We start from the raw sequence: 24,954 nt of genomic DNA on the forward strand, positions 1-24,954 counted from the left end.
ATCTTCAATAACTTCTAAAACTTCCGACGAAGGTATTTGGTTTATAAAGCTGTTAAAAACGGTTACAAATTGCTTATCGCAAGCAAAATAGGTCGTAATATTTTTATCGTCTATTTTTTTATATGTTCTAAATAACCCAGATTCAATAAAGTACAAGGACTTTGCCGTTTTACCTTCGTCTATTAATATGGTTTTAGCTTTGTGCTTTTGTCTTTTTAATTGATTAGCAAATACCTCCCATTCGCTTTCTGTTAATCCAATTAATTCTTTTAGTATTTTACTTAATTCATTCATTATTTAATTATTGCTTGCAATTTAAGCTATTAGTAGTTACGTAGGTTAATACTTAATTTTTAAAGCACATACTAAACTTAAAATTCATAAGGATTTTTTAGAAGTGGGCAAGAACAAGTAATTATTTATAGCATTGTTAAGCACAGTTTTTATTTACTTAATTTTTGAATCATATTTTTAGAACGATTAACAAGTCGTTGTTCATTTGATGGATTCAGTTCTACTACTTTTCTATAATTTTCTATAGCCAACTTATTATTACCCTCCGTTTTGTACGCATAGTATTGTCCTAGTCCATAGTATCCTCCAAAATAATTTGGAAATTCAGTTGTAATTAATTCGAACACTTTTTGTGACTTTTCGGGCTCATTTTTAAAATAACTGAAGCCTAATCTAATAAGCCCCTCTTCAATGGTATCATACTTACTCGGGTTAGATTTTATTTCTTTAAATTTAGTTGTGATATTTTCTATTCCATTATCCTTAATATCTTTTTCAAGTGCAATTTCTGTAGGCATGGGTATTTGGTCACCTGAAAAGAGACTCGCTAAACCTAAAGCTTTTCTTTTTAAGCCACCTAAACTCCCGTTATTTGTATATATAGCTACAGTAATCTTTTCAGAAGGTACTCTTAAAGTAGTATTTAAAAAACCAGTCGAGCTTCCTCCATGCATTAAGTATTTTTTACCGTTTTTTTTCTCAATTTGCCAACCAAACCCATAGCCTTTTCCATCAGTTTTCCCATTTTTATCCCAATTTGAGAAAGCATCATTTATTAAGTCTTTACTAACTAGTGTTGCATTATATAAACTTTCATCCCATTTTGCATAATCGCTTACAGATGAGTAAATACCGCCATCACCTTGAATCGCCGACCATTTACTTTGGTCTCTGTTTTTGTATTTACTTTTTATTAATTTATAACCATAGGCTCGATTTTTAATCTGTATATCTTTTGAATACACTACACTATTGGTCATGTCTAGTTTTTCAAAAATTTCTTCGCCTATAAAGTTTTGGAATGTTCTGCCAGAAACTCGTTCTATAATCATAGCTAAAACAGCATAACCAGAATTACTGTATTTGTATTTAGAATTTGCAGGAAACAAAAGGCTGTCTTGTTTTATTAGAAGATTAAGTACATCTTTATCAATAAGTTGTTTTTCTGCGTCTTTTGGATATAGTTTATTATAAGCTTGCAAACCTGATCTATGAGACAATAGGTTTTTAATAGTAATTTCTTTCCCATATTCGGGAAATTCAGGAATTACTTCTGTTAATTTAGTGTTGTATTTTAATTTTCCTTGATTTATTAAAATTAATATACCCATCGCTGTAAACTGTTTTGTTACAGATGCAAGTCTATAATTAGTTTCACAATTAGCAGGAATTTTATTTTCTAAATCTGCATATCCAAAACTTTGGCAATCTTTTATTTTACCATCTTTTATAACAATAAAACTTGCACTTGGTTTTTCACCAATGTAGTCTTGGAACAGAAAATTTATTAAATTTTGTTTGTCATCTTTCTTTTTTAATAGTTTTTCGGAAGGCTTACATCCAGATATAATGATTAAAAAGGCTAATGTTAAATATGTGTATTTCATTTTTTTAAATTGTGCATAACGGTTTCGGCTATGATTTCGTTGTGGAATCATCCGCAGGATTATTCCGCTGAGAAATCAGTAATTGATTAATACTTTTATTTTGATGTGACACATAATCACAATGAATTATAGCTATTATTGTACGCTGGCTTTTATTTCCATTTATTTTCAAACTCTTCTTTTTCTATCGAAAACTCCACAAATTCATTCAAATCAAGATTTTGGTCTGCAAGTCCACCAAACTCATCTTCAATATTTTGGTTATCATATTTCAGGACTTTTCCATTCTCGTACGCCTCAACTTGTCTTAAGACTACTCCTTTATCGTCCGTCTCAAAGTACCAAATAGATTTTCCCCAACTATCATATTGGTCTCCACGTGTTTCATTCCAATTTCGTTTATAGTAATTCATTCATTTAGTTCTTTCCAGCACTTTTGTACTTCTCTTTCGACTTCTTCTTCCATTTTAGGTAACTCATTTAGAATCCAATCTTTACTTTCTTTAGTTAGATAATTTTTGTTTTCAGACAGTTTAAGTTCCATTGTATTTTTGATTAATGGAATCAAATCTTTCGTTTCTGTATCTCCATTTGCAAAATTTGGTTCGATTAAATATCCTAAAATGTCTTTCTCATATTTTGGTTTGTAATATAAAATGTGAGTTACAATCGGAAAATAGAAGTAAAAGAAGCTATTGGTATTCGATTGATATTGAATCTTATTAAATTCCGAAATCAACAATTCAGATTGCGAGTCAGAAGTATTAAAGTCTAATTCGCGAAGTAATTCATAAGCCTTTTTCGCACTTGGCTTAATTTCTCCCATTCTCTTTAAGTCAGAAAATGCTTTTTCAAATTCCGATTTAATTTCTTTGTTTTTTATCCAATCTAAAATTCTCAATTAGTTCTGTTTTTAGCTTGCGTACAACGGTCTTGTATATGTCTTGTAGCGTGTTAAATTAGCGATTATTTTTCGATTAAGCACAAGCCAGATTTTTAAATTTTACTATTTATCTTTTTTATTGGAAATCGTCAAATTTAAAAATTCGGCGACTTTCCAAATATACCTTGACTTCGATTAATTAACTGATTAACTATGGGTTATGTGCGTCTTAAGTTTGTCTTTCACTAAATTTATATAATAAAATAGAAAGAACAAAAGAGAGAAATAAGATTACTATACACGGAGAAGTTAAGACTTCGACAACATTGATAATCCTCTCCCTTTAACTACCTAAACTTCGTTCAGTTCTGTAAGACCTAGATCTCGTTTTCAAGTTGTTGAAATGTGAGTAGCATCTGTACTTTCCGAAATTCAGTTCTTATGATTAAAGATAGAAAAATTTATGGTATTGACATTAGTAAATCTGTATTTGATATTTACAGTAAATCTAAAGGTCATGTTGAATTAAAAAATGATGAATCTGGTTTTAAACAACTTTTAAAAAGTTTACCAAAAAAGGCATTAGTAGTTATGGAAGCTACTGGCTATTATCATTATCGCTTGGCTCCATTTTTATATAAAAATGGAGTTGTAGTTTCGGTTGTAAATCCTTTAAGTGTTAAGCGATTTATCCAGATGAAATTGGCAAAAGTAAAAACCGATAAGAGCGATGCAAAAGCAATTTGTGAGTATGATACAATAAACGAAGTGCCACTTTATAATGCCTTAACAGATATTCAGGAAGAATGCTTACAGTTGTTTAGATTACTGGATAGTTATGTAAAAAAGAGCACAGCAACAAAAAATAAACTACATGGTGAAAATGTTTTAGGTATTCCATCAAAAAACAGTTTATCGTTCTTTAAAAAGAAATTTATATCACTTAAAAAAAGAGATGAAATTATTAGAAGATAGATTGTTAGAATTAGTAAAACAAGACCAACAACATCAATTAACATTATTACAAACTATTCCAGGAATAGGAATAAAACAGCATTATTTGACAGAATAGTTGCTAAAGGCAAGAGTAAAAAACTAGCATTAATAGCAGTAGCAAATAAGTTATTAAAACAAACTTTTGCTATTGCAAAAAGTGGATTACCTTATGATGAAAACTTTGTTTCAAGATTAGCTTAAAATTGCTTGTTTTTTAACTCAGTTCTTTGTTGTACCCAGTTTTTCTTTTCTATAAATTTATTAATTGTTCTATAAATCCAATCAGATTCATTCAAATCTTTTAGCTTGTCAATTAGTTCATTCGGTATTTTTTTTATCCCGATTAAAGTTCCTGCAATTTGTCCAGCAATAGAACAATTTGTGTCTGTGTCACCACCAAGTTCTATAATCTGTTCATACATTTGACATAATCCAATATCATTTACTTTACTGGCAAAAGCAATAGCTAATGGAACAGAATTAACCACATAACCATCATTTCCAAATTCTCCTATTTTTGACAAGTCACAATTAATGTTATCAATGTCAATTAATCTATCTCGAACTCTTGTGTCAGGAATTTCGTTTATTATTATTTGCAATAGATTCTCTTTACCTGTCCAGGTTTTATTTATTATCGATTGAATAGCAATAATTATGCTTAATGAACCTACATATGCCTCATCGTTTTGGTGAGTTATATTGCAAATATCTTTAATTGTATTTCTTGAAATGTTAGGTTCAAACCCTAAAGGTGCAATTCTCATTGCTGCACCATTTCCAGCAGCAAATTCTCCTTTTCTGCCAACCAAATTCCAATGTCCGCCAACTTCTAGCTCTTGCATTGCTTTTAAAGTACTTGCTCCAATTCCTGTTGTTTTTCTTGACTTGTAAAATTCTAAATATTTATCTGCAAAGAACTTCGCATCTAATATTTCATTTTCAGTCATTGTTTCACAAGTAGCAAGAGTAAGTTGAGTATCATCAGTTATTCTCCATTCAGGTGTTTTTATTTCAGGTTTTCCAAAAGGATAATAGGTAGTTTCAGCATTCTCTTTTTTAGCAATATTTTCATAAGCACTTCCGTAAGCATCTCCAATCGCTCCTCCTAAAATACAGCCTATAAATCTATCAGAAATGTTCATTTTTTAAATTGGGTACAACGGTTTTGTATAAAAATAGTTGCGATTTTATCGACGAGGATTTTCCGCAGGAAAATCAGAAGTTGGTAAAAAAGCAACGACTATAATTAAAGCTTAATGTAGCAATTTTTTTTATGCGTTGTTGGCAAATCGTATTTATTTAAATTCAATTCCGTTTTCTTTCATTATTTCAGTCAATTTTTTGTCAGGCGATTGGTCAATTCTAATCCATTCAGTTGTGAATTTCAGTCCAATTCCTTCTGTAAAAGTCGTTTCTGTAAATGAATTATTATTATCGTACTTTTCAAGAACTACAGTCTGAATTAAGGAATCAAATTTGCTGGTTTTATTTATAGTTTCCAATTCATAACCAGAGTTTTTCCAGATTATTTTCGATAATTTATTTCCACCAGGATGAGATTCTGAATAAATGTATTGATAATCAAAATTTCGATATAAATATTTCACAGTATTTAATTCAGTCGTAGTTTTAAAGGTTCCAACTTTCAGGTTTTCTGGATATTCTTCTGTACAACTCGTAAAAACTGTAAAAAGAAGAAGCCAAAATGTTAAGAATACTCTTTCTCTCATATGTTTGCCAACTAGTGTATATACGCAAGTTATAAATAATTATAGATATTATAAGGGGTAAGCGCTTATAATTTGTATATAATTAGGAGTTTAAACAAAAATGTATATAAGTATGTTTTAAAGAAAAAAATAATTAAGAGCTATTATATATAGTACTTATAATGATACATAGTTTATGTGTTATTACTGACTTTAGGAAAGGTGAATAGTTAATCTGTAATTTTAAATTAACAAATTATGAAGACCAAAAATTACTTATATACACCTAAAGAGAAGGTTTTATTAAATTAATAAGTAATGAGTAAAAAAAAGACCTTTCATTTAGAAAGGTCTTTTTTAAAATTTATAATTATTTATATACTTATAAACCAAATTCAGCTTTAACCTTATCAACGTAATCTAATTTTTCCCATGTAAATAACTCTACGTCCATAGTTTTAGGAGCACCGTTAGGTTGTGTAAACGTTTTAGAAACCGTTTCGTTTTGTCTTCCCATGTGCCCATAAGCAGCAGTTTCGCTATACATAGGACTACGCAGTTTTAAACGCGACTCTATAGCAGCAGGACGCATATCGAAAATTTTAGCAATTTTCTCTGCAATCTCACCATCGGTCATATTAAACGGACAAGTACCATAAGTATCTACAAAAATTCCCATAGGCTCTACAACACCAATAGCATAAGATACTTGCACTAAAATTTCGTCACAAACACCAGCAGCCACTAAGTTTTTAGCAACATGGCGTGTAGCATAAGCCGCACTTCTATCTACCTTACTAGGATCTTTTCCAGAAAAAGCGCCACCACCATGTGCTCCTTTACCACCATAAGTATCTACAATAATTTTACGTCCAGTTAATCCAGTATCGCCATGTGGTCCACCAATAACAAACTTTCCTGTAGGGTTTATGTGGTATTTAATATCGTCGTTAAATAACGCCTTTAAATGCTCGGGTAATTTAGCAACAACACGAGGAATTAAAATTTCTACAATGTCTTTTCTAATTTTAGAAAGCATAGCTTCATCTGTATCAAAATCGTCATGCTGTGTAGAGACTACTATTGCTTCAATACGTTGTGGTACATTATCGTCGCTATATTCTATAGTTACTTGACTTTTAGAATCTGGCCTTAAATAAGTAATATCTTTATTTTCTCTACGTAACTCAGCAAGCTCAATAAGTATATTATGCGACAAATCTAAAGCCAAAGGCATGTAGTTTTCTGTTTCTTTAGTAGCATAACCAAACATCATACCTTGATCTCCAGCCCCTTGTTCTTCTTTAGTTTCTCTATCAACACCACGGTTTATATCGTCCGATTGTTCGTGGATAGCGCTAAAAACACCACAAGAATTACCATCAAACATGTATTCGCTTTTAGTGTAGCCAATTTTGTTTATAGTATCTCTAGCAATTTTTTGTACATCTAAATAGGTTTGCGATTTAACCTCCCCGGCCAATACAACTTGTCCAGTAGTAACTAACGTTTCGCAAGCGACTTTAGAGTTCGCATCGAACGCTAAAAAGTTATCAATTAAAGCATCACTAATTTGATCTGCTACTTTATCTGGGTGTCCTTCAGAAACACTTTCTGAGGTGAATAAATATGCCATTCTTTTAAAATTATTTTAGTCAGAGGATTTGACGAAAACGTCGAAGGAAGTTTACACTGCCTTTAGCATTTTTTAATCTCGAACGCTATTCGAAACTGTTTCTTAATACCTTAGAAACTAGAGGTTGCAATCAGTCAAATCCTTCCTCTTTATATTATATGGATGCAAAAATACGTATAATATTAAAACTACAAATAACATTATTGCTAAAAATTTAAACAGAAGAATTAACGTTGTTGTATAGAAACAAAAAAGCCTTTGCGTTAACAAAGGCTTTTCTATAATTATAGAGAGTAAAAAACTATTCCTTTTTTAAACCGTCTATTTTTTTCTTAGCATCGTCAACAGCTTTGTCAGCTTTCTCAGCCGCTTTATCTGCAGCATCAACAGCAGAATCTTTAACATCTTTAGCAGCATCTTCTACAGCATCAACAGCTTTGTCAGCAGCTTCTTTAGTAGCGTCTATTGCGTCACCAGCAGCATCGGTTGCAGCATCTACAGCATTTTCTGTAGCTTCAGCAGCGTTATCTACTGCTTCTCCAGTAGCTTCAACAGCGTCCTCAACAGCGTCTCCAGCAGATTCAGCAGCGTTTTCTATCGCATCTCCAGCAGAATCTGTGTTTTCTTTTACGTCTCTACAAGAAGTGAATGATACACTTAGTGCTAATAATAAAGCAGCACTTAATAATAATTTTTTCATTGGTTTAAGTTTTTAATGAGCGGTAAATTTAACATTTTGTAAATTAAAAACAGCTCTTTTTTTTAACAGTTTTTAACATATTGTCGGTAAAAGACAAATATTACAGCTTAAATACGTAAAAAATTAAGAATTTGGATCAAGGCACCTTTATTTTTTTCAATATAAAGCTGGTTTTGTTTACCATAAAGTATGCGCTTTTCGGTATCATTAATAAATGAAGTTAAAGCTTTATTAAGTTCCTCTTGGTTAGTAATAGAGAGCATGCCATTATTATTTATCATGTCCTGAGCCTCAGGAAACTTTTTATGATTAGCACCAATAATTATAGGAACCCCAAAAACGGCTGCTTCTAAAGTATTGTGTAACCCTGTATTGCCCATAGCGCCGCCAACGTATGCAATATCTGCATAATTATACACTTTACTAAGTAAACCAATGGTATCTAAAATAAAAACTTGATACTTGCTTAAATCTTTACCCTCCTTTCCCGTAAATAGAATACAAGGCTTATTAATACTATCTTTTAAATGATTAATTTGATTTGCTTTAATATTATGAGGTGCGATAATAAATTTAGTATTTGGTTGAGCTTCAGTATTGATATAATTAATTAATAACTTTTCATCTTCAGGCCAAGAACTACCAATAACAACACATAAATGATCTTGCTTAAAATTGTTAATAAAATCTATAGTATTATTTTGTTGTAATTGGCTAGTAACTCTATCAAAACGAGTGTCGCCAGATACCGTAGTAGAAGTGTAGTTTATACGTTCTAAAAGTAATTTAGAACTTTCATTTTGAGTAAAAATATGATGAAAAGCAAATAAGGCCTCACGTGTTTGTTTGCCGTACCATTTAAAAAACGATTGGTTGGCTCTAAAAGTTGCCGAAATTAAAATGGCCTTTAATGTTCTATGCTTTAATTCTTTTAAAAAGTTTGGCCAAATATCATACTTTACAAACACGGTTAATTCTGGGTTTACTAGATTTAAAAAACGCTTTGCGTTAGTAGGTGTATCTAGTGGCAAGTAAATAACAATATCTGCAATAGGCGAGTTTTTACGTATTTGGTAACCAGAAGGAGAGAAAAAAGATAACACAATTTTATAATCGGGGTACTCTTGCCTTAAAGCTTTAAAAACGGGTAAACCTTGTTCGTATTCTCCAAGAGATGCGCAATGAAACCATAATGTTTTATCGGTTTTAGAAAGCCCAGCTTCTAAAACTTTAAACGTGTTAGAACGCCCTATAACACCTAGCTTAATTTTTGTATTAAAAAAAGAAATGATTTTTAGTATAAAACCAGCCAAATAAATCCCAAAAGTGTAGAGTGTGTTCAAATTTAAAAACGTTTGTGCTAAAATACATAATTCATTGTTTAACAATAATGAATTTTGTAATTTCGTGTGGTATGAAAAAAATTCAAATGGTTGACCTTAAAGGTCAGTATATAGGTATAAAAGATGTTGTAAACGAGTCTATACAAGAAGTTTTAGAAACTACAGCATTTGTAAATGGACCAAAGGTTCATCAATTTCAAAAGAATCTAGAAGATTATTTAGGAGTAAAACATGTTATTCCATGTGCCAATGGTACAGATGCATTGCAAATAGCAATGATGGGATTAGGATTAAAACCAGGAGACGAGGTTATTACTGCCGATTTTACTTTTGCAGCAACAGTAGAAGTTATAGCCTTGCTAAACCTAACACCAGTGTTAGTAGATGTAGATGCCGAAACATTTAATATAGATGTAGACGCAATAAAAAAAGCAATAACGCCAAAAACAAAAGCCATTGTGCCAGTACATTTATTTGGGCAATGTGCAAATATGGAAGCTATAATGGCAATAGCAAAAGAACATAACCTGTATGTTATAGAAGATAACGCACAAGGTATAGGTGCAAAATATAAGTATAGTAACGGAGACGAGGTTATGTCTGGAACAATAGGGCATGTGGCATCAACATCATTCTTTCCATCAAAAAACTTAGGTTGCTACGGAGACGGAGGCGCTATATTTACAAACGACGACGATTTAGCACATATCATTAGAGGTATTGTAAATCATGGGATGTACATACGTTACCATCACGATGTGGTGGGTGTAAACTCTCGCTTAGACTCTATACAGGCAGCAGTTTTAGATGCAAAGCTACCACATTTAGATAGTTATAATAAAGCAAGAAGACGCGCAGCAGTTAAATACAATGCCGCTTTTGCTAACCATACGAACATTATAACCCCAAAAAAAGTAAATAACTGCGAAGGCATTTGCGATACTTGTAATTGTCACGTATTTCATCAATACACATTAAAAATAAAAGGAAAAGACAGAGACGCCTTAGCAAAACACTTAAACGAACAAGGCATTCCTTGTGGTGTATATTATCCAATTCCTTTACACAAACAAAAAGCCTATTTAGATACTCGTTATAAAGAAGAAGATTTTAAAGTAACAAATCAATTAGTAAAAGAAGTGATTTCGTTGCCAATGCATACCGAATTAGACGATGAGCAAATCGACTTTATAACTAAAACGGTCATTAATTTTATAGATAATAATTAGGGCGAGCCTTTTGCAGAAAAAGCAAAAGTCAGGCTGTCCACTGTATCTTTTTAATCACTTTTTTGTTTTACCACAAAAAAAAGTGATTAAAAAGGATGCCGTTACCATCCCTCTCGCAAAACCAAGACAAATTTATCTATTTAAGAAATTGTTTGTCGCATAAATAAGTAATAAACACATCTAGCTTTAGAGCATAATGAAAATATTAGTAACAGGAGGATTAGGTTTTATAGGTTCGCATACAGTTGTAGAACTTCAAAACTCAGGATTCGAAGTAATTATAATAGATAACCTTTCAAACGCCTCTATAACAGTTCTGGAAAATATTACAGCTATCACAGAACAAGCCCCCAGTTTTGTCAAGTTAGATTTAAAAGAAAAAGAAAAGGTACAAGACTTTTTTAAAACGCATCAAGACATTAAAGGTGTTATTCATTTTGCTGCAAGTAAGGCCGTTGGCGAGAGCGTAGAAAACCCTTTAATGTATTACGAAAATAATATTAATACATTAGTGTATCTATTACAAGAATTAAAAAAAATAGAACAATCTAATTTTATTTTTAGCTCATCATGTACTGTATATGGCCAAGCAGATGAGATGCCTATAACAGAAAATGCGCCAATAAAACCAGCAGAATCACCATACGGGAATACTAAAAAAATTGGCGAGAATATTATAGAAGACGTCTGTAAAATTAATCCAGATTTTAAAGCCATAGCATTACGTTATTTTAATCCAATAGGTGCGCATCAATCTGCAAAAATAGGAGAGCTACCAATAGGTGTACCACAAAATTTGGTACCCTATATTACACAAACTGGGCACGGTATTAGAAAAGAATTGTCTGTCTTTGGAAACGATTACCCTACACCAGATGGTACCTGTATTAGAGACTATATACATGTAGTAGATTTGGCAAAAGCACATGTGGTAGCTTTACAACGCTTGCTACATGATAAAAACGAAACCAATTATGAAGTTTTTAACTTAGGAACAGGAACAGGAAGTTCTGTATTAGAAGTTATAGAATCTTTTGAGCGTGTTTCAAATAAAAAATTAAACTATAAAATAGTAGAGCGCCGTAAAGGAGATGTAATTACTGCTTATGCCGATACTACTAAAGCTAATACCGTTTTAGGTTGGACAGCAAAATCTACATTAGATGATGCCATGCGTTCCGCCTGGAATTGGCAACAAAAACTATAAGCCTATGCAACGTTTTATTTTACTATTAGTACTATTGCTTTCCATAACCATTAATGCACAAGATACTTATCTGTATTGTGGGACATTAATAAACACAGAAAAAGGAACTATAGAGCATAACAAAACTATAGTCGTTTCTGGTAACAAAATTATAGCAATTAATAAAGGCTATACGCAACCAAAGGATGCTAGTACAATAATAGTAGATTTAAAATCTAAAACAGTAATGCCTGGCCTTATAGATATGCATGTGCATTTAGAAGGCGAAAGTAATCCAAAAAAATATTTAGAAAAATACACACTAGATGATGCAGATATTGCATTTAACTCAACCGTTTTTGCAAAAGAAACATTGTATTCTGGTTTTACAACAGTAAGAGATTTAGGAGGCAGTGGTGTTAATGTCTCTTTAAGAGATGCTATTAATGCAGGAAAAGTAGAAGGCCCCAGAATATTTACAGCAGGAAAATCTCTAGCAACAACAGGAGGTCATGCAGACCCAACAAACGGTAATAGAAAAGATTTGGTAGGGGACCCTGGGCCAAAAGAAGGCGTGGTTAATAGTGTAGAAGATGCCAAAAAAGCTGTGCGACAACGCTATAAAAATGGAGCAGATTGTATAAAGATAACAGCAACAGGCGGGGTTTTAAGTGTAGCAAAAAGTGGAAGTAACCCACAATTTACCCTAGAAGAAATAAAAACCATTTGCGAAACAGCAAAAGACTACGGAATGCATGTTGCTGCGCATGCACATGGAGACGAAGGCATGCAACGTGCTATTTTAGGAGGTGTAAAAACAATAGAACATGGTACTTATATGAGTAATGAAACCATGGAGCTAATGAAAAAACATGATGCTTATTTAGTGCCAACCATAACAGCAGGGAAAGAAGTAGAGGAGAAGGCAAAAATTAAAGGGTTTTACCCAGACATTATAGTCCCTAAAGCATTAGCAGTAGGACCAAAAATTCAAGGAACTTTTGGAAAAGCTTATAAAAAAGGAGTGGGAATAGCTTTTGGTACAGATGCAGGTGTTTTTAAACATGGCAATAATGGTAAAGAATTTGGTTACATGATGGAAGCTGGGATGCCAGCAATAGAAACAATACAAAGTGCAACAATAACAAATGCTAAACTATTAGGTATGGAAAACGAAATAGGCCAACTAAAAGTAGGGTTTATTGCAGATATTGTTGCCACAGATGATAATCCATTAAAAAATATAAAAACAATGGAAACTGTCGTTTTTGTTATGAAAGAAGGAAAAATTTATAAAAATTAAATTATCGGTCTCATAATTTTTAACCCTTATCATTAGTAAATATGTAACAATAACACTATTGTATTGTTATAATCACATTCAAAATATTGATTAACAATAGCTTAACGTTTAGTTTTTGGCATTAGTTATTTATCTTGCTTTCTTTGTGGCTAATGCAATAGATATTATGAAACTGATAAAAATTAAAAGAAAAACCAAACAAGAGAACAGATTTGCCCCTAAAATGGGTAGACTAAACGCAAAAGTAACGTATGTTAAAAAACTATTTTTAGGCATGCCTATTAAAACACTTCACAAGTATAGAGAAACGTATTACGGAGAAGTTAAAGACTGTAAAGATTGTATTTTAGCTAGATAGAAATAATAAAAAACCTCGATTTTAAATCGAGGTTTTTTATTATAATATGTTGTCTAAATCTTGTGTAATTATTCAGTTACTTGAGTTTTCTTTTTTCTATTTTTAAAACTAGAAAGTAATAAGCAGCCCATTCCAACCATTACAGAAACATCTGCAAGATTAAAAATTCCTGTTCTAAAAACACCACCTAAATCTATATGTAAAAAATCGGTGACAGAGCCATAGAGTATTCTATCGTATACATTGGCAACACCACCACCTACAATACAAGCAAAGCCTATAACAGAAGCTCTATCTAAAGCTTTATTTCTAAAAAGATGAATGAGTACAAAACCTAAAACTACAATAGGTAAAACATTAAGCAATATTATTTTTAATACAGGGCTAAAGTCTCCTCCTAAACCTAGAAAAGCACCATCGTTTTCTACATTATGTAACGATAAATATTGTCCTAAAAGCTCTGTTCTGCTTCCAGCAACAACATCTGCTCTAACCCAAATTTTAGACACTTGATCTAGTACAATATTTAAAATAATAAGGAAACTTATAAAAAGAGATCTAGAACTCATTAAGAATTACTTTGAAACGTTGCTGAAGCTGTTTGCGCTTCTCTATTTATTTTTCTTACTAAACCTTGTAATACTTTACCTGGACCAACTTCGGTAAACGAGTTAGCGCCATCAGCTATCATTTGTTGTACAGATTGTGTCCAGCGTACAGGAGCAGTTAATTGAGAGATTAAATTAGCTTTAATTTCAGATTCATCTATAATAGCATTTGCCGTTACATTTTGATAAATTGGGCAATTTGGTTTGCTAAACGTAGTGTTTTCAATAGCAGCCGCTAATTCTTCTCTTGCAGGTTCCATCATTGGTGAATGGAAAGCACCACCAACTGGTAATACTAATGCACGACGAGCGCCTTCTGCTTTTAATGTTTCGCAAGCAGCATTAATAGCTTCTATTTCTCCCGAAATGACTAACTGCCCTGGGCAATTATAGTTTGCAGCAACAACAATCCCATCAGTAGTAGCACATACTTTTTCTACGATATCATCATCTAAACCTAAAACGGCAGCCATAGTACTAGGTTGCATTTCGCATGCTTTTTGCATAGCTAAAGCACGTTGCGATACTAATTTTAAACCATCCTCAAAGGTTAAAGCTCCATTAGCAACTAATGCAGAAAATTCCCCTAGAGAGTGTCCAGCAACCATATCTGGTTTAAAAGAGTTTCCTAGCGTTTTTGCTAATATTACAGAGTGTAAAAATATTGCAGGTTGCGTTACCTTAGTTTCTTTTAAGGCCTCAGCAGAACCTTCAAACATGATATCTGTGATGTGAAATCCTAAAATTTCATTAGCGTCTTCAAATAAATGTTGAGCTTCTGGAGAATTCTCGTATAAGTCTAAGCCCATTCCTGAGAATTGAGCACCTTGACCTGGAAATATATATGCGTTCATTAATTTTTAATTTAGTGCTGCAAAAATAGGAATAATATTTTTATAGACTAAAGATTATATTACTGAAAGTCTTTAAGGTATATGAATGTTAGATCCCTTTAATAGCCGCTTCTGCACAACGTTCGCCATCCATAGCAGCCGAAATAATGCCACCTGCATAACCGCCACCTTCTCCGCAAGGGAATAAATTTGAAATTTGTGGGTGCTCTAAAGTGTCCGTTCTTGGAATATTTACAGGAGAAGAGGTTCTAGATTCTACACCTATTATGTTAGCTTCTTCTGTGTAATAGCCTTTCATTTTTTTACCAAAAGCAGCAAACCCTTTTCGTAAGCGTCCGCCAATTAATTTAGGTAGTAACGAATGCATTGGCGCAGATTTTAAGCCAGGTTGATAAGATGTTTCGTTTAAATCGTTAGACAGTCTGCCTTCTACAAAATCGGTTAATCTCTGGGCTGGTGCTACTTGACTTCTGCCTCCAGCGGTAAATGCTAAACGCTCTAAATCTTTTTGGAACTCTAAACCTTTTAATTCGCCAAATTGCTCGTATTTTTTTAAATCTTTTTCTGCATTAATTTCTACTACAATTCCCGAATTTGCAAATTTGTTATTTCTTCGAGAAGGAGACATGCCGTTTACAACAACTTCTCCATTGGCTGTAGCTGCTGGTACAATAAAACCACCAGGACACATACAGAAAGAATATACACCACGCTCGTTTACTTGTTGTACTAAACTATAAGCTGCTGCGGGTAATAACTCATGGCGCGCTCCAGAACAATGGTATTGTATAGAATCTATAATATGTTGTGGATGTTCTACGCGAACACCCATAGCAAACGACTTCGATTTTATAGCAATTTCTTTATTTTTTAATAAATAGAAAATATCTCTTGCAGAATGGCCTGTAGCTAGTATAACACGTTCTGTATCTAACTCATTTCCATTTTGAAGAATCATAGATTTTATAGAATTATCTTTTATATTAAAATCTACAACGCGCGTCTCAAAATGAACTTCGCCACCATATTTTATAATATTTTCACGGATATTCTGAATGATTTTAGGAAGTTTGTTCGTTCCAATGTGTGGATGCGCATCTATTAAAATTTGCTCAGTGGCTCCATGGTATACAAGGTTTTCGAAAATTCTACGAACGTCACCACGTTTTAAACTGCGAGTGTATAATTTTCCGTCGCTATACGTTCCTGCTCCACCTTCTCCAAAACAGTAATTGGAATCTTCGTTTACAAAATGATCTTGGTTTATTGCTTTTAAATCTCTACGGCGGTCTTGTACATTTTTTCCACGTTCTAAAACAATAGGTTTATATCCTAATTCTATGCAGCGTAATGCCGCATACATACCTGCTGGGCCAAAACCTACAATATGTATTGGTTTGGCTTTAGAAACATCTTTATAATCAAATTGGTATTCGGATTGTTTTGGTAAAGCTTCTTTTATATATACAGCAACCTTGTAGTTAAGTATAATTTTAGGTTTACGTGCATCTATAGATTTACGTAATACTTTTATTCCTGTAATAGCTTCTTTAGGAATATCTAAATGATATGCTGCCTTAATTAATAATATATCGCTACGTTCTTCGTCTTTTAGTGTAATACGAAGTTGAATCTCTTTTACCATAGCACAAAATTAGGGAAAATTAGGCGGTTTATATTATTATACTTTAGCGTAGTTTTTCTAGTCGTTTTACTTTCTAAATAAACGAACAACTGGTTTTAAAAAAGACAATGAGTTTTTTATAAAATGTATAGAGTGTTTGTAGGCTATATTATATAATTTTAATTGACTTTGGTGTACTTGAAGCTGAGCAGAACGTTTTTCGGCTAACATAATAATCAACGCTAAACCTCCCCACATTTGTCTATTTAAATTATCTGGTGCAAATACACCTGAAATAAAATCTAATTCAACATAGTGTACATGTTTATTCTCATTGTAATTGTATAATTTCATTCCTTTTCTACACCTAGGGTTAAAACTATCGTGTAATAAAATATGTAAACTCTTTAATGGTTTATAGTTTAATAAATTTTTAATATCTGCGGCAACACCTTCAGTACTATGGTCTCCATCTATTAAAGCAAACTCTATAGAGTCTCCTTTAGCTTGTAAATCTTGTATTAATTTGGGGACTAGTATTTTAGAGTCTCCTATTAAAAATTCAACATTAGAGAATTTTGAACCTAAACGTTCTACTATTGTAGAGTCGGTATCTATAGCATAAACTTTTTCAGAATATTTACTTATTACTTGTAAACTTCCGCCATTATATGTGCCAATTTCTATTGAAATTTTAGGTTTTACATGTTGTAAAACATGAATAAAACCATAACGTTCGTTTCTAGTCATTGACCAATCTAACGGAAAATCATTTTCAGTAAACGCTGGTGTGTTAGTATCTGATGTTGTTAATTTGTTTTTGTAATTAACCATTAGTATAGAATCTTATCTTCTTTTGTAAGTTAAAAAAGAAAAGACATGTTTGTGATCTTTGTCTTTTGTATGGAAAGTATTTGCAATTTCCTCCCAAATATTTTCATCGATCTCTGGAAAAAAAGTATCGGCTTCAAAACTTTCATGTACACGAGTTAACTCTATAGAGTCTGCTATAGACATGGCTTGTTTATATATTTCCCCACCACCAATAATATATGGTCTTTCATCATTTTTAGCAACTTTTAGTGCAGCTTCCAAAGAGTCAACAGTAATAACACCTTCAGGTACTTTGTAATCACTTTGTCTAGTAATAACTACGTGTGTTCTATTTGGTAAAGGTTTGGGGAAACTTTCAAATGTTTTACGGCCCATAATAATATGGTGTCCAGATGTTAAGGCTTTAAAGCGTTTAAGGTCGTCTTTTAAATGCCAAATAAGTTTATTGTCTTTACCAATAGCATTATTTTCAGCTGCAGCTACTATTATAGTAACGTTCTGCATTTTTGTGTTTAGTTCGTTATTGTAGACTTCTGTCTTTGCAATATGAATATCCTCTTTTTTTAATTGTGTTTTTAGCTTCTCTATACGTACTTTTTGTTTTGCTACTAATTTATCTAATTGTGCTTTTTCCCAATCTTTTCCCATGAATTTATGAGTAATAAAAACATTAAAAATATGATATAAAAGAAAAAACAACCAGAGAAGTATGGCAAATACAAACCATTCTGTACCAAAGAATGTTACAGTGTCTCCAATACCTAAAAGCGTATTTGCGAGAACTAAAAAGAGTGCTCCAATTAAAAAAATAACAAAATGAACGTATAAGCGTTTTTTTTGCTTAATACGACGTTGCGCATTTTGAATAAGTTCTAATTGCTCTTGATCTATTTGTGGTTTTACTTTTTTCTTCCCGAACATAAATTATATATATAATGTAAATTTAATGTTTTTAAAAATAAAGCAATAATTAGAAATCAAAAATAAATAGTCATTAGTATTCCCATAGGAACATTAACAGGTTTTCCATCTTTATAACCAGGTTTCTTTAATTTAGGGAGTCGTTTTAAAACTCTTATTGCTTCCTTTGCTATTTCTATATCGTTAGCTTTAGCTGTTATTTTTTCAGCCTTTCCTCTTTTATTAATTATAAAGTTAACTTGAAATTTAGTGGTTTTAGCTTGTGGTAATAGCTTGCTTGCTAATTCGCCATCGAAGCTAAGTTGTATAAAGTCACTTATTTTCTTTGTGGTGCATTTCTCAATATCGGCATTAGTAAGTTCATCTTCGCAACCTTTATAGACAGGGTAGGTGTCTGGTTTTGTAGTTATTTCAATGCTATTTTTTTTGTTACTTTTACTCTGCTTTTCAACTATAAATTGAATAGGTAAGTAATATGGTACAATAACGGCTTTCCCTTTTTGCATACCTGGTTTTTTTAACTTCGGAATTAATTTTAAAACACGAATGGCTTCTGCTTCTAATTTAGGATGTGGTCCACGTATTTTTATAGCTGTAATTTCTCCATTAGTATCTATTTTAAAAAAACAGGAGATTTTAGCTTTGCCTGGTTTTAAACCTAGATCCTTAGCGATATGGATATTAAAGTTTTTAGAGACAATAAACTTAATATTCTCATTCATGCATTTTTTTAACCCGTCGTTATCCAATCTTTCGTCACAACCTTTAAATAAGGGAACACGTTCAATTTCCTCTAAAGTTTTTTCTTCAGTATCGTTTGTATTTAGTTCTTGCGTTTCAATAAGTTTGTTGTCTTCTGGAGATTGCTCTTGAGCAAAAGTTGTTAAGCTTAATAAGTACAAGATAGAGGATAATAATAACTTCATAAATGGTATACTATATAGTTTAAATAGGGGAACTATGTATTGAAAAGGCCTTTCTTTTGTAGTAAAAGAAAAGCCTTTTAATTATTTGTAAAAGTACAAAAGCTTAAACTGCTACTGCACCTTTAATATGTGGATGTGGATTATAATTTTCTAGCGTAAAATCTTCAAATTTAAAATCTAAGATATCTTTTACTTCTGGGTTAATTTTCATTGTTGGTAATGGACGTGGTTCGCGAGATAATTGCAGTTCTAATTGTTCAAAATGATTACTGTATATGTGTGCATCTCCAAAAGTGTGTATAAAATCTCCTGCTTCGTAACCGCAAACTTGTGCCATCATCATCGTTAATAAGGCGTAAGATGCAATATTAAATGGAACACCTAAAAAAATGTCTGCACTACGTTGGTATAACTGACATGATAATTTACCATCTGCTACATAAAACTGAAAAAAAGCATGGCATGGTGGTAAGGCAGCCTTACCATTAGCTACATTCTCACTAAATGATTTAGAAGTATCTGGTAATACCGAAGGATTCCATGCAGAGACTAACATGCGTCTGCTATTTGGATTTGTTTTAAGTGTTTCAATAACATCTTTAAGCTGATCTATGTCATCGCTATTCCAGTTACGCCATTGGTGTCCGTAAACAGGGCCTAAGTCTCCATTTTCATCGGCCCAACTGTTCCATATTTTCACACCATTTTCAGTAAGGTAATTAATATTTGTATCCCCTTTTATAAACCAAAGGAGTTCGTAAATAATAGATTTTAAATGTAACTTTTTTGTTGTTACCATAGGAAAACCTTTACTAAGGTCAAATCGCATTTGGTGTCCAAATACACTTTTTGTTCCTGTTCCTGTTCTATCTCCTTTTTCGTTTCCGTTTTCTAAAACGTGTTTTACTAAATCGTGATACTGCTTCATAAACACTTCCCATGGTATGGGAGTCTCATTAAATTAAACGCTTATTTTTCAGGGTTAAAAATAAAAAAATAAGGATTGAATTTAATAAACTCAATCCTTTATAATATTAAAAGTTATTAACTAAGTTAACCTTTACTGTATATCTTTTGTTTAGCCAATAATCATTCCTGCAATTGTTGCAGAGATAAGTGATGCTATTGTTCCGCCTATTAAAGCTTTTAATCCAAATTTAGATAATACTTTTCGTTGCCCTGGTGCTAACGACCCAATACCTCCAATTTGTATTCCTATAGATGCAAAGTTTGCAAATCCGCAAAGCATATAGGTTGCCATAATTATAGATTTGTTATAAGTAAGATGCATTGCGCTTGCTATATTTTTAAGTTCTGCTAATTGTATGTATCCTATAAATTCACTAGCTGCTAATTTTATACCTAATAATTGGCCCATTAAAGCCATGTCTTCTTTTGCTACACCCATTAACCACATTAAAGGTGCAAAAACATAACCAAGAATTAATTCTAGAGATAAGCTTTGATATGGTGTGTTTGCAGCAACCCAAGTATTTAGTGTAGAAACATTACCAACCCAACCTAAAATACCATTAACCATGGCTATAAATGCAACAAACACAAGTAACATTGCACCCACGTTTACAGCTAATCTTAAACCCTCTGTTGTTCCGTTAGCAATAGCATCTAATATATTTGAGCCAATTTTTTCTTGAGAAACTGTAACGTCGGTATCGATTTTCTCAGTTTGTGGGTATAATATTTTTGAAATAACAATTGCACCTGGTGCTGCCATTACTGAAGCTGCTAATAAGTGTTTTGCGAATTGTAATCTTAATATAGGGTCATCTCCTCCTAGAAAACCTATGTATGCTGCTAAAACGGCTCCGGCTACTGTTGCCATTCCGCCAATCATAACTAGAAGAATTTCAGACTTATTCATTTTTTCTAAATAAGCTTTAATAAGTAGTGGTGCTTCTGTTTGTCCTAAAAATATATTTCCAGCTACACTTAAACTTTCTGCTCCAGAAATTCCTAAAACTTTAGATAGTAACCAAGCCATCGCTTTTACTATTTTTTGTATTATACCTAAGTAAAATAAAACAGACGTTAAGGCAGAGAAAAATAAAATAGTTGGTAATACTTGAAATGCAAATATAAATCCGTAGGAACTAACATCCATAATATCTCCAAAAAGGAAAATACTACCTGCTCTAGTATATTCTAACAAATCAATGAATTTTTGGCCTATAAATTCAAATACTTTTTGAATAAATCCTACTTTTAAAACGCCAATAGCAATTATTAATTGAAATGCTAAACCAATACCAACAGTTTTCCAATTAATACCTTTTCTGTTACTACTAAACAAAAAGGCTATAAAAATTAAAGAAAACATCCCTATAATACCTCTCCATAGACTATTAAATGAAAAGCCTTGACTAGGTATAATTGTATTATTTTCTGTAGTAGATACAAGAACTGCTTCTTCTGTATTTATGTCTTTTGGAGTAGAAAAAGAATACTTAATATTCTTTTCTTTAAAGACTAAAGTAGAGTCTGTAAATTCTGTGATTTTATATCTACGAATAGTATCGTTTGGTGTATTGTAATAAAATACTAACAGATTATTTTGAAAAATATAATCTCCTGATGCTTTTAAATTATCTTTGGCTTCTAGCGAATAGTTAAACTCTCCATTTTTTAATTCTAAAATATCGTTTTCGCTAACTGAAAATAAAGTGTTTCCTATTTCATTTTGAATATTTTCAAACTGCCATGATTTATTAATGTCTTGAGCAGAAAGCGCATGTATTCCAAAAAAGATAGCTGCAATAGCTAAAATAAAATTTTTCATAATTGTTAGTTATCGTTTAGATATCTCGTCACGAAGCTTAGCGGCTTTTTCATAATCTTCATTGTTTACGGCTTCGTCTAATAAGTTATGTAAATCTTCAAGGGAGTGTTTTGCGTAGTTGTCTTGCAAAGGTGTAGGTTCTAGATCTTCGTTAAGAATATCTTCTACTAAAATACTGTCTTCTTCTGTTTCTTCTTCTTTGGTAGGATCTACTTTTAAATATATTCCAGCTTTATCTAAAATATTTTTATAAGTAAAAATTGGTGCTTGAAAACGTAATGCTAAAGCTATAGCATCACTAGTTCTTGCATCTATAATTTCTTCTATTTTATCACGTTCGCAAATTAAACTAGAATAAAATACTCCATCTACAAGTTTGTGTATAATAACTTGTTTTACAACTATATCGAAACGGTCAGAAAAGTTTTTAAATAAATCGTGAGTAAGCGGTCTTGGAGGTCTAATTTCTTTTTCTAATGCAATAGCAATAGATTGGGCTTCAAAAGCACCAATAACAATAGGGAGCTTTCTGTCTCCATCTACTTCGTTTAATATCAATGCATAAGCGCCATTTTGTGTCTGGCTGTATGATATTCCTTTAATATTTAGTCGTACTAGACTCATAGTTTATAAAACGCAAAGAACTGTTTAAATTTGGACTTTACCAACTGTAAATTACAGATTTGATTTTTTGTCACTGTAATTTTACAAATTTTATATGACTTTAAAGTTTGTAAAATTAAATTTAAACAGCCCTTTGATAATTAAACTTAAATTTATAAAAAATTATGCGTTTGTGGCTTTAAAAGCTTTTAATTTTTCTATTAATTGTGGAACAACTTCAAAAGCATCTCCAACAACACCATAATCTGCAGCTTTAAAGAAAGGTGCTTCTGGATCTGTATTTACAACTACTTTTACTTTAGAAGCATTAATTCCTGCTAAATGTTGTATTGCTCCAGAAATACCAATAGCAATGTATAAGTTTGATGCAACTGGTTTTCCTGTTTGCCCTACGTGCTCAGAGTGAGGTCTCCATCCTAAATCGCTAACAGGTTTAGAGCATGCAGTTGCAGCACCTAATACATCTGCTAATTCTTCAATCATTCCCCAGTTTTCTGGGCCTTTCATTCCACGTCCAGCAGAAACTACTATTTCTGCATCTGCAATGGTTACTTTATCTGTTGCTTTGTCTACAGATTCTACTTTAACACCTGAAGTAGGAAGTACTGGAGAAAAATCTTCTGTAGTTGCACTACCATTATTTTCTACTAAACCAAATGCATTGTTTGAAACACCTACTATTTTTACATCTGTATCTATAGTTGTTAAATTAAATGCTTTGTTAGTAAATGCTGTACGTTTTACAGTAAAAGGCGCTGTGTTTGATGGAGCTTCTACAACATTAGAGGCATATCCTGCATTTAATCCTACTGCTAAAACTGGCGCTAAATATTTACTGTCTGCACTTTGGCTAACGATAACAACTTTAGCATCTTCTTTTTCTGCTGCTTGTTTTACAACAGCTGCATAAGCTTTTGCATTAAAGTCATTTAAATCGGCATTAGATACGTTTAATACTTTATCTACACCATACGCTCCTAGTTCTGAGCTATCATTTGCATTTACTGCTACAGCAGTCACAGAGGTTCCTAATTGATCGGCTACTGCTTTTGCGTAAGATGCGACCTCGAATGCTGTTTTTTTAAATTTTCCGTTTTCTGATTCTGTATATACTAAAACTGACATAATGTTTTCTTTTTTTTGTCATTCCTGCGAAGGCAGGAATCTTATTTAATGTTTTCGTAAACTTTAAAAGATCCTAAATCAAGTTCAGGATAACTTAGTTTACAACTAAATTACTTTAGCTTCGTTATGAAGTAAGTTTACTAACTCATCTAAATTATCTGCATCTACTAAAGTAACTGCACCTTTAGGAGCTGGTTTTTCAAATTTAAGTGTTGTCGTTTCTGCACTCGAAGCACTTGCTTCTACAACGGTTAAAGGTTTTTTACGAGCCATCATAATTCCTCTCATATTTGGAATACGTAAGTCACTCTCTTCAACTAATCCTTTTTGTCCAGCAATAACTAATGGTAATGTTGTAGAAACCGTTTCTTTACCTCCGTCAATTTCTCTTGAAGCTGTAGCATTAGTACCATCAATTTCTAAATTTATACAGTTTGTTACATAATTTGCTTCAGTTAATTCTGCTAACATACCTGGTACCATCCCTCCGTTATAATCAATAGATTCACGACCAGCAATAACTAAATCATAACCACCATCTTTTACAACTTTTGCTAGTTCTTTAGCTACTTGAAAACCATCTGTAGCTGGTGTATTTACTCTAATAGCAGTGTCTGCACCTATTGCTAATGCTTTACGAAGTGTAGGTTCAGTTTCTGGACCCCCAACATTAACAACATCTACGCTTGCTCCCTGTTTTTCTTTAAACCACATAGCACGTGTTAAACCAAATTCGTCATTTGGGTTAATAACAAATTGAACACCATTGGTATCGAATTTAGAATCACCATCAGTAAAATTAATTTTTGATGTAGTGTCTGGAACGTGACTAATACACACTAAGATTTTCATATTTTTTTGATTTTATTTGCTTTAACTATAAAACGTTACTAAAACGATATAGTAACTGCTATTTATAGCTAATTTTTAATTTTTATTTTCCTCTAAAAGAGGTCTAATTTATTGAGGTTACGAAGATAATTATTTTATTTGTAATAAATACTATGCACGCATAGTAAATTTATAAGAAAAATAAAATGTGGTTATTTATGTTTTTAAAAATTTAAATAATTTACTTCTATGATCTTTATCAAATACCTTTATTCTATATAGACTTGAAGGATAATAATCAATCTTTATTTTATTATTCTCCAATGTTGTTTTTTCGAGGATTAATTTACCTGAGGTAGAAAAAATTTCAATAAATAGACTGTTGTCTTTTATATTAGATATTTGTAGGCATGGATTACCTTCTTTTTCATAAATATTGATATCTTCTATTTTAAAATACAATTAGTAATATAAAAAGAAAAGAAGTGGTTTTTCATAGCAATGATTAATGAATTTTACTTAAAGTATAAAAAAAGTCTTTTTTAACTAAATTTAAAACTATT

General features: G+C 32.0%; 24 protein-coding genes and 1 pseudogene. 5 read left to right on the forward strand and 20 right to left on the reverse strand.

Features of this window, described 5'->3' with window-relative positions:
- From ACVC2P_RS02255 to ACVC2P_RS02270, 4 genes are all read right to left on the reverse strand, one after another.
- Positions 1 to 294: Crp/Fnr family transcriptional regulator (locus ACVC2P_RS02255; RefSeq protein ID WP_452596859.1), on the reverse strand; the 294-nt coding region annotated here is incomplete at its 3' end.
- 149 nt (positions 295 to 443) lie between these two features.
- Positions 444 to 1,901, reverse strand: a complete 1,458-nt coding sequence (locus ACVC2P_RS02260) for a serine hydrolase domain-containing protein (RefSeq protein WP_452596860.1) — start codon at positions 1,899 to 1,901, stop codon at positions 444 to 446.
- Positions 1,902 to 2,053: 152 nt separating this feature from the next.
- Positions 2,054 to 2,314, reverse strand: coding sequence for a hypothetical protein (locus tag ACVC2P_RS02265; RefSeq protein ID WP_452596861.1), 261 nt, complete (start codon positions 2,312 to 2,314; stop codon positions 2,054 to 2,056).
- Positions 2,311 to 2,802: a hypothetical protein gene (locus tag ACVC2P_RS02270; protein ID WP_452596862.1), complete on the reverse strand. Its 492-nt coding sequence runs from the start codon at positions 2,800 to 2,802 to the stop codon at positions 2,311 to 2,313. Before ACVC2P_RS02270 ends, ACVC2P_RS02265 begins: the two co-directional genes overlap by 4 nt.
- A 423-nt stretch (positions 2,803 to 3,225) precedes the next feature.
- Between ACVC2P_RS02270 and ACVC2P_RS02275 the strand changes: the two are divergent.
- Positions 3,226 to 3,981: pseudogene (locus ACVC2P_RS02275) on the forward strand (IS110 family transposase).
- Here the strand turns inward: ACVC2P_RS02275 and ACVC2P_RS02280 are convergent.
- The 5 genes from ACVC2P_RS02280 to ACVC2P_RS02300 all read right to left on the reverse strand — a co-directional run bounded on the left by ACVC2P_RS02280 (position 3,978) and on the right by ACVC2P_RS02300 (position 9,171).
- Entirely contained in the window at positions 3,978 to 4,925 is a 948-nt protein-coding gene (locus ACVC2P_RS02280; RefSeq protein WP_452596863.1) for an ADP-ribosylglycohydrolase family protein, read from the reverse strand. The pseudogene ACVC2P_RS02275 and the gene ACVC2P_RS02280 overlap by 4 nt on opposite strands.
- A gap of 153 nt (positions 4,926 to 5,078) precedes the next feature.
- Positions 5,079 to 5,513, reverse strand: a complete 435-nt coding sequence (locus tag ACVC2P_RS02285; protein WP_452596864.1) for a hypothetical protein — start codon at positions 5,511 to 5,513, stop codon at positions 5,079 to 5,081.
- 361 nt (positions 5,514 to 5,874) lie between these two features.
- Positions 5,875 to 7,128, reverse strand: coding sequence for a methionine adenosyltransferase (gene metK / locus ACVC2P_RS02290; protein WP_452596865.1), 1,254 nt, complete (start codon positions 7,126 to 7,128; stop codon positions 5,875 to 5,877).
- A 301-nt stretch (positions 7,129 to 7,429) separates the two neighbouring features.
- A complete protein-coding gene (locus ACVC2P_RS02295; RefSeq protein ID WP_452596866.1) occupies positions 7,430 to 7,828 on the reverse strand; it encodes a hypothetical protein in 399 nt (132 codons plus the stop codon).
- A gap of 107 nt (positions 7,829 to 7,935) precedes the next feature.
- Positions 7,936 to 9,171, reverse strand: a complete 1,236-nt coding sequence (locus tag ACVC2P_RS02300) for a 3-deoxy-D-manno-octulosonic acid transferase (protein ID WP_452596867.1) — start codon at positions 9,169 to 9,171, stop codon at positions 7,936 to 7,938.
- A gap of 71 nt (positions 9,172 to 9,242) precedes the next feature.
- On the opposite strand from ACVC2P_RS02300, the gene ACVC2P_RS02305 reads away from it, so the two are divergent.
- From ACVC2P_RS02305 to ACVC2P_RS02320, 4 genes are all read left to right on the forward strand, one after another.
- On the forward strand, positions 9,243 to 10,400 hold the full coding sequence (locus ACVC2P_RS02305; RefSeq protein WP_452596868.1) for a DegT/DnrJ/EryC1/StrS family aminotransferase: 1,158 nt from the start codon (positions 9,243 to 9,245) through the stop codon (positions 10,398 to 10,400).
- A gap of 196 nt (positions 10,401 to 10,596) precedes the next feature.
- Positions 10,597 to 11,607, forward strand: coding sequence for a UDP-glucose 4-epimerase GalE (gene galE, locus ACVC2P_RS02310; protein ID WP_452596869.1), 1,011 nt, complete (start codon positions 10,597 to 10,599; stop codon positions 11,605 to 11,607).
- Positions 11,608 to 11,611: 4 nt separating this feature from the next.
- The gene (locus ACVC2P_RS02315; RefSeq protein ID WP_452596870.1) at positions 11,612 to 12,889 is read left to right on the forward strand and encodes an amidohydrolase family protein; all 1,278 of its coding nucleotides are present in this window, start codon (positions 11,612 to 11,614) and stop codon (positions 12,887 to 12,889) included.
- A 166-nt stretch (positions 12,890 to 13,055) separates the two neighbouring features.
- Complete coding sequence (locus ACVC2P_RS02320) at positions 13,056 to 13,247, forward strand: hypothetical protein (protein ID WP_452596871.1); 192 nt, start codon at positions 13,056 to 13,058, stop codon at positions 13,245 to 13,247.
- 68 nt (positions 13,248 to 13,315) lie between these two features.
- Here the strand turns inward: ACVC2P_RS02320 and lspA are convergent, their stop codons facing one another.
- The 11 genes from lspA to ACVC2P_RS02375 form a co-directional block, all read right to left on the reverse strand.
- Complete coding sequence (gene lspA / locus ACVC2P_RS02325; protein ID WP_452596872.1) at positions 13,316 to 13,816, reverse strand: signal peptidase II; 501 nt, start codon at positions 13,814 to 13,816, stop codon at positions 13,316 to 13,318.
- Positions 13,816 to 14,709 carry an ACP S-malonyltransferase gene (fabD, locus tag ACVC2P_RS02330; protein WP_452596873.1) on the reverse strand — a complete coding sequence of 298 codons (894 nt, stop codon included), beginning with the start codon at positions 14,707 to 14,709 and terminating at the stop codon, positions 13,816 to 13,818. The genes lspA and fabD overlap by 1 nt, the downstream gene beginning before the upstream one ends.
- A gap of 88 nt (positions 14,710 to 14,797) precedes the next feature.
- The gene (locus ACVC2P_RS02335) at positions 14,798 to 16,354 is read right to left on the reverse strand and encodes an NAD(P)/FAD-dependent oxidoreductase (RefSeq protein ID WP_452596874.1); all 1,557 of its coding nucleotides are present in this window, start codon (positions 16,352 to 16,354) and stop codon (positions 14,798 to 14,800) included.
- Between the two features lie 66 nt (positions 16,355 to 16,420).
- Positions 16,421 to 17,167, reverse strand: a complete 747-nt coding sequence (locus tag ACVC2P_RS02340) for a class I SAM-dependent methyltransferase (RefSeq protein ID WP_452596875.1) — start codon at positions 17,165 to 17,167, stop codon at positions 16,421 to 16,423.
- 12 nt (positions 17,168 to 17,179) lie between these two features.
- On the reverse strand, positions 17,180 to 18,088 hold the full coding sequence (locus ACVC2P_RS02345) for a dihydrofolate reductase (RefSeq protein ID WP_452596876.1): 909 nt from the start codon (positions 18,086 to 18,088) through the stop codon (positions 17,180 to 17,182).
- A gap of 56 nt (positions 18,089 to 18,144) precedes the next feature.
- The gene (locus ACVC2P_RS02350) at positions 18,145 to 19,014 is read right to left on the reverse strand and encodes an energy transducer TonB (RefSeq protein ID WP_452596877.1); all 870 of its coding nucleotides are present in this window, start codon (positions 19,012 to 19,014) and stop codon (positions 18,145 to 18,147) included.
- A 103-nt stretch (positions 19,015 to 19,117) separates the two neighbouring features.
- Positions 19,118 to 19,942, reverse strand: a complete 825-nt coding sequence (locus ACVC2P_RS02355; protein ID WP_452596878.1) for a thymidylate synthase — start codon at positions 19,940 to 19,942, stop codon at positions 19,118 to 19,120.
- Positions 19,943 to 20,092: 150 nt separating this feature from the next.
- Entirely contained in the window at positions 20,093 to 21,811 is a 1,719-nt protein-coding gene (locus ACVC2P_RS02360; protein WP_452596879.1) for a nucleoside transporter C-terminal domain-containing protein, read from the reverse strand.
- A gap of 9 nt (positions 21,812 to 21,820) precedes the next feature.
- Complete coding sequence (locus ACVC2P_RS02365) at positions 21,821 to 22,435, reverse strand: bifunctional nuclease domain-containing protein (RefSeq protein WP_452596880.1); 615 nt, start codon at positions 22,433 to 22,435, stop codon at positions 21,821 to 21,823.
- A 162-nt stretch (positions 22,436 to 22,597) separates the two neighbouring features.
- Complete coding sequence (locus ACVC2P_RS02370) at positions 22,598 to 23,560, reverse strand: electron transfer flavoprotein subunit alpha/FixB family protein (protein WP_452596881.1); 963 nt, start codon at positions 23,558 to 23,560, stop codon at positions 22,598 to 22,600.
- A 105-nt stretch (positions 23,561 to 23,665) separates the two neighbouring features.
- Complete coding sequence (locus tag ACVC2P_RS02375) at positions 23,666 to 24,412, reverse strand: electron transfer flavoprotein subunit beta/FixA family protein (protein WP_452596882.1); 747 nt, start codon at positions 24,410 to 24,412, stop codon at positions 23,666 to 23,668.
- Positions 24,413 to 24,954: the final 542 nt, after the last annotated feature.

This window comes from Pontimicrobium sp. MEBiC01747 (assembly GCF_053601635.1).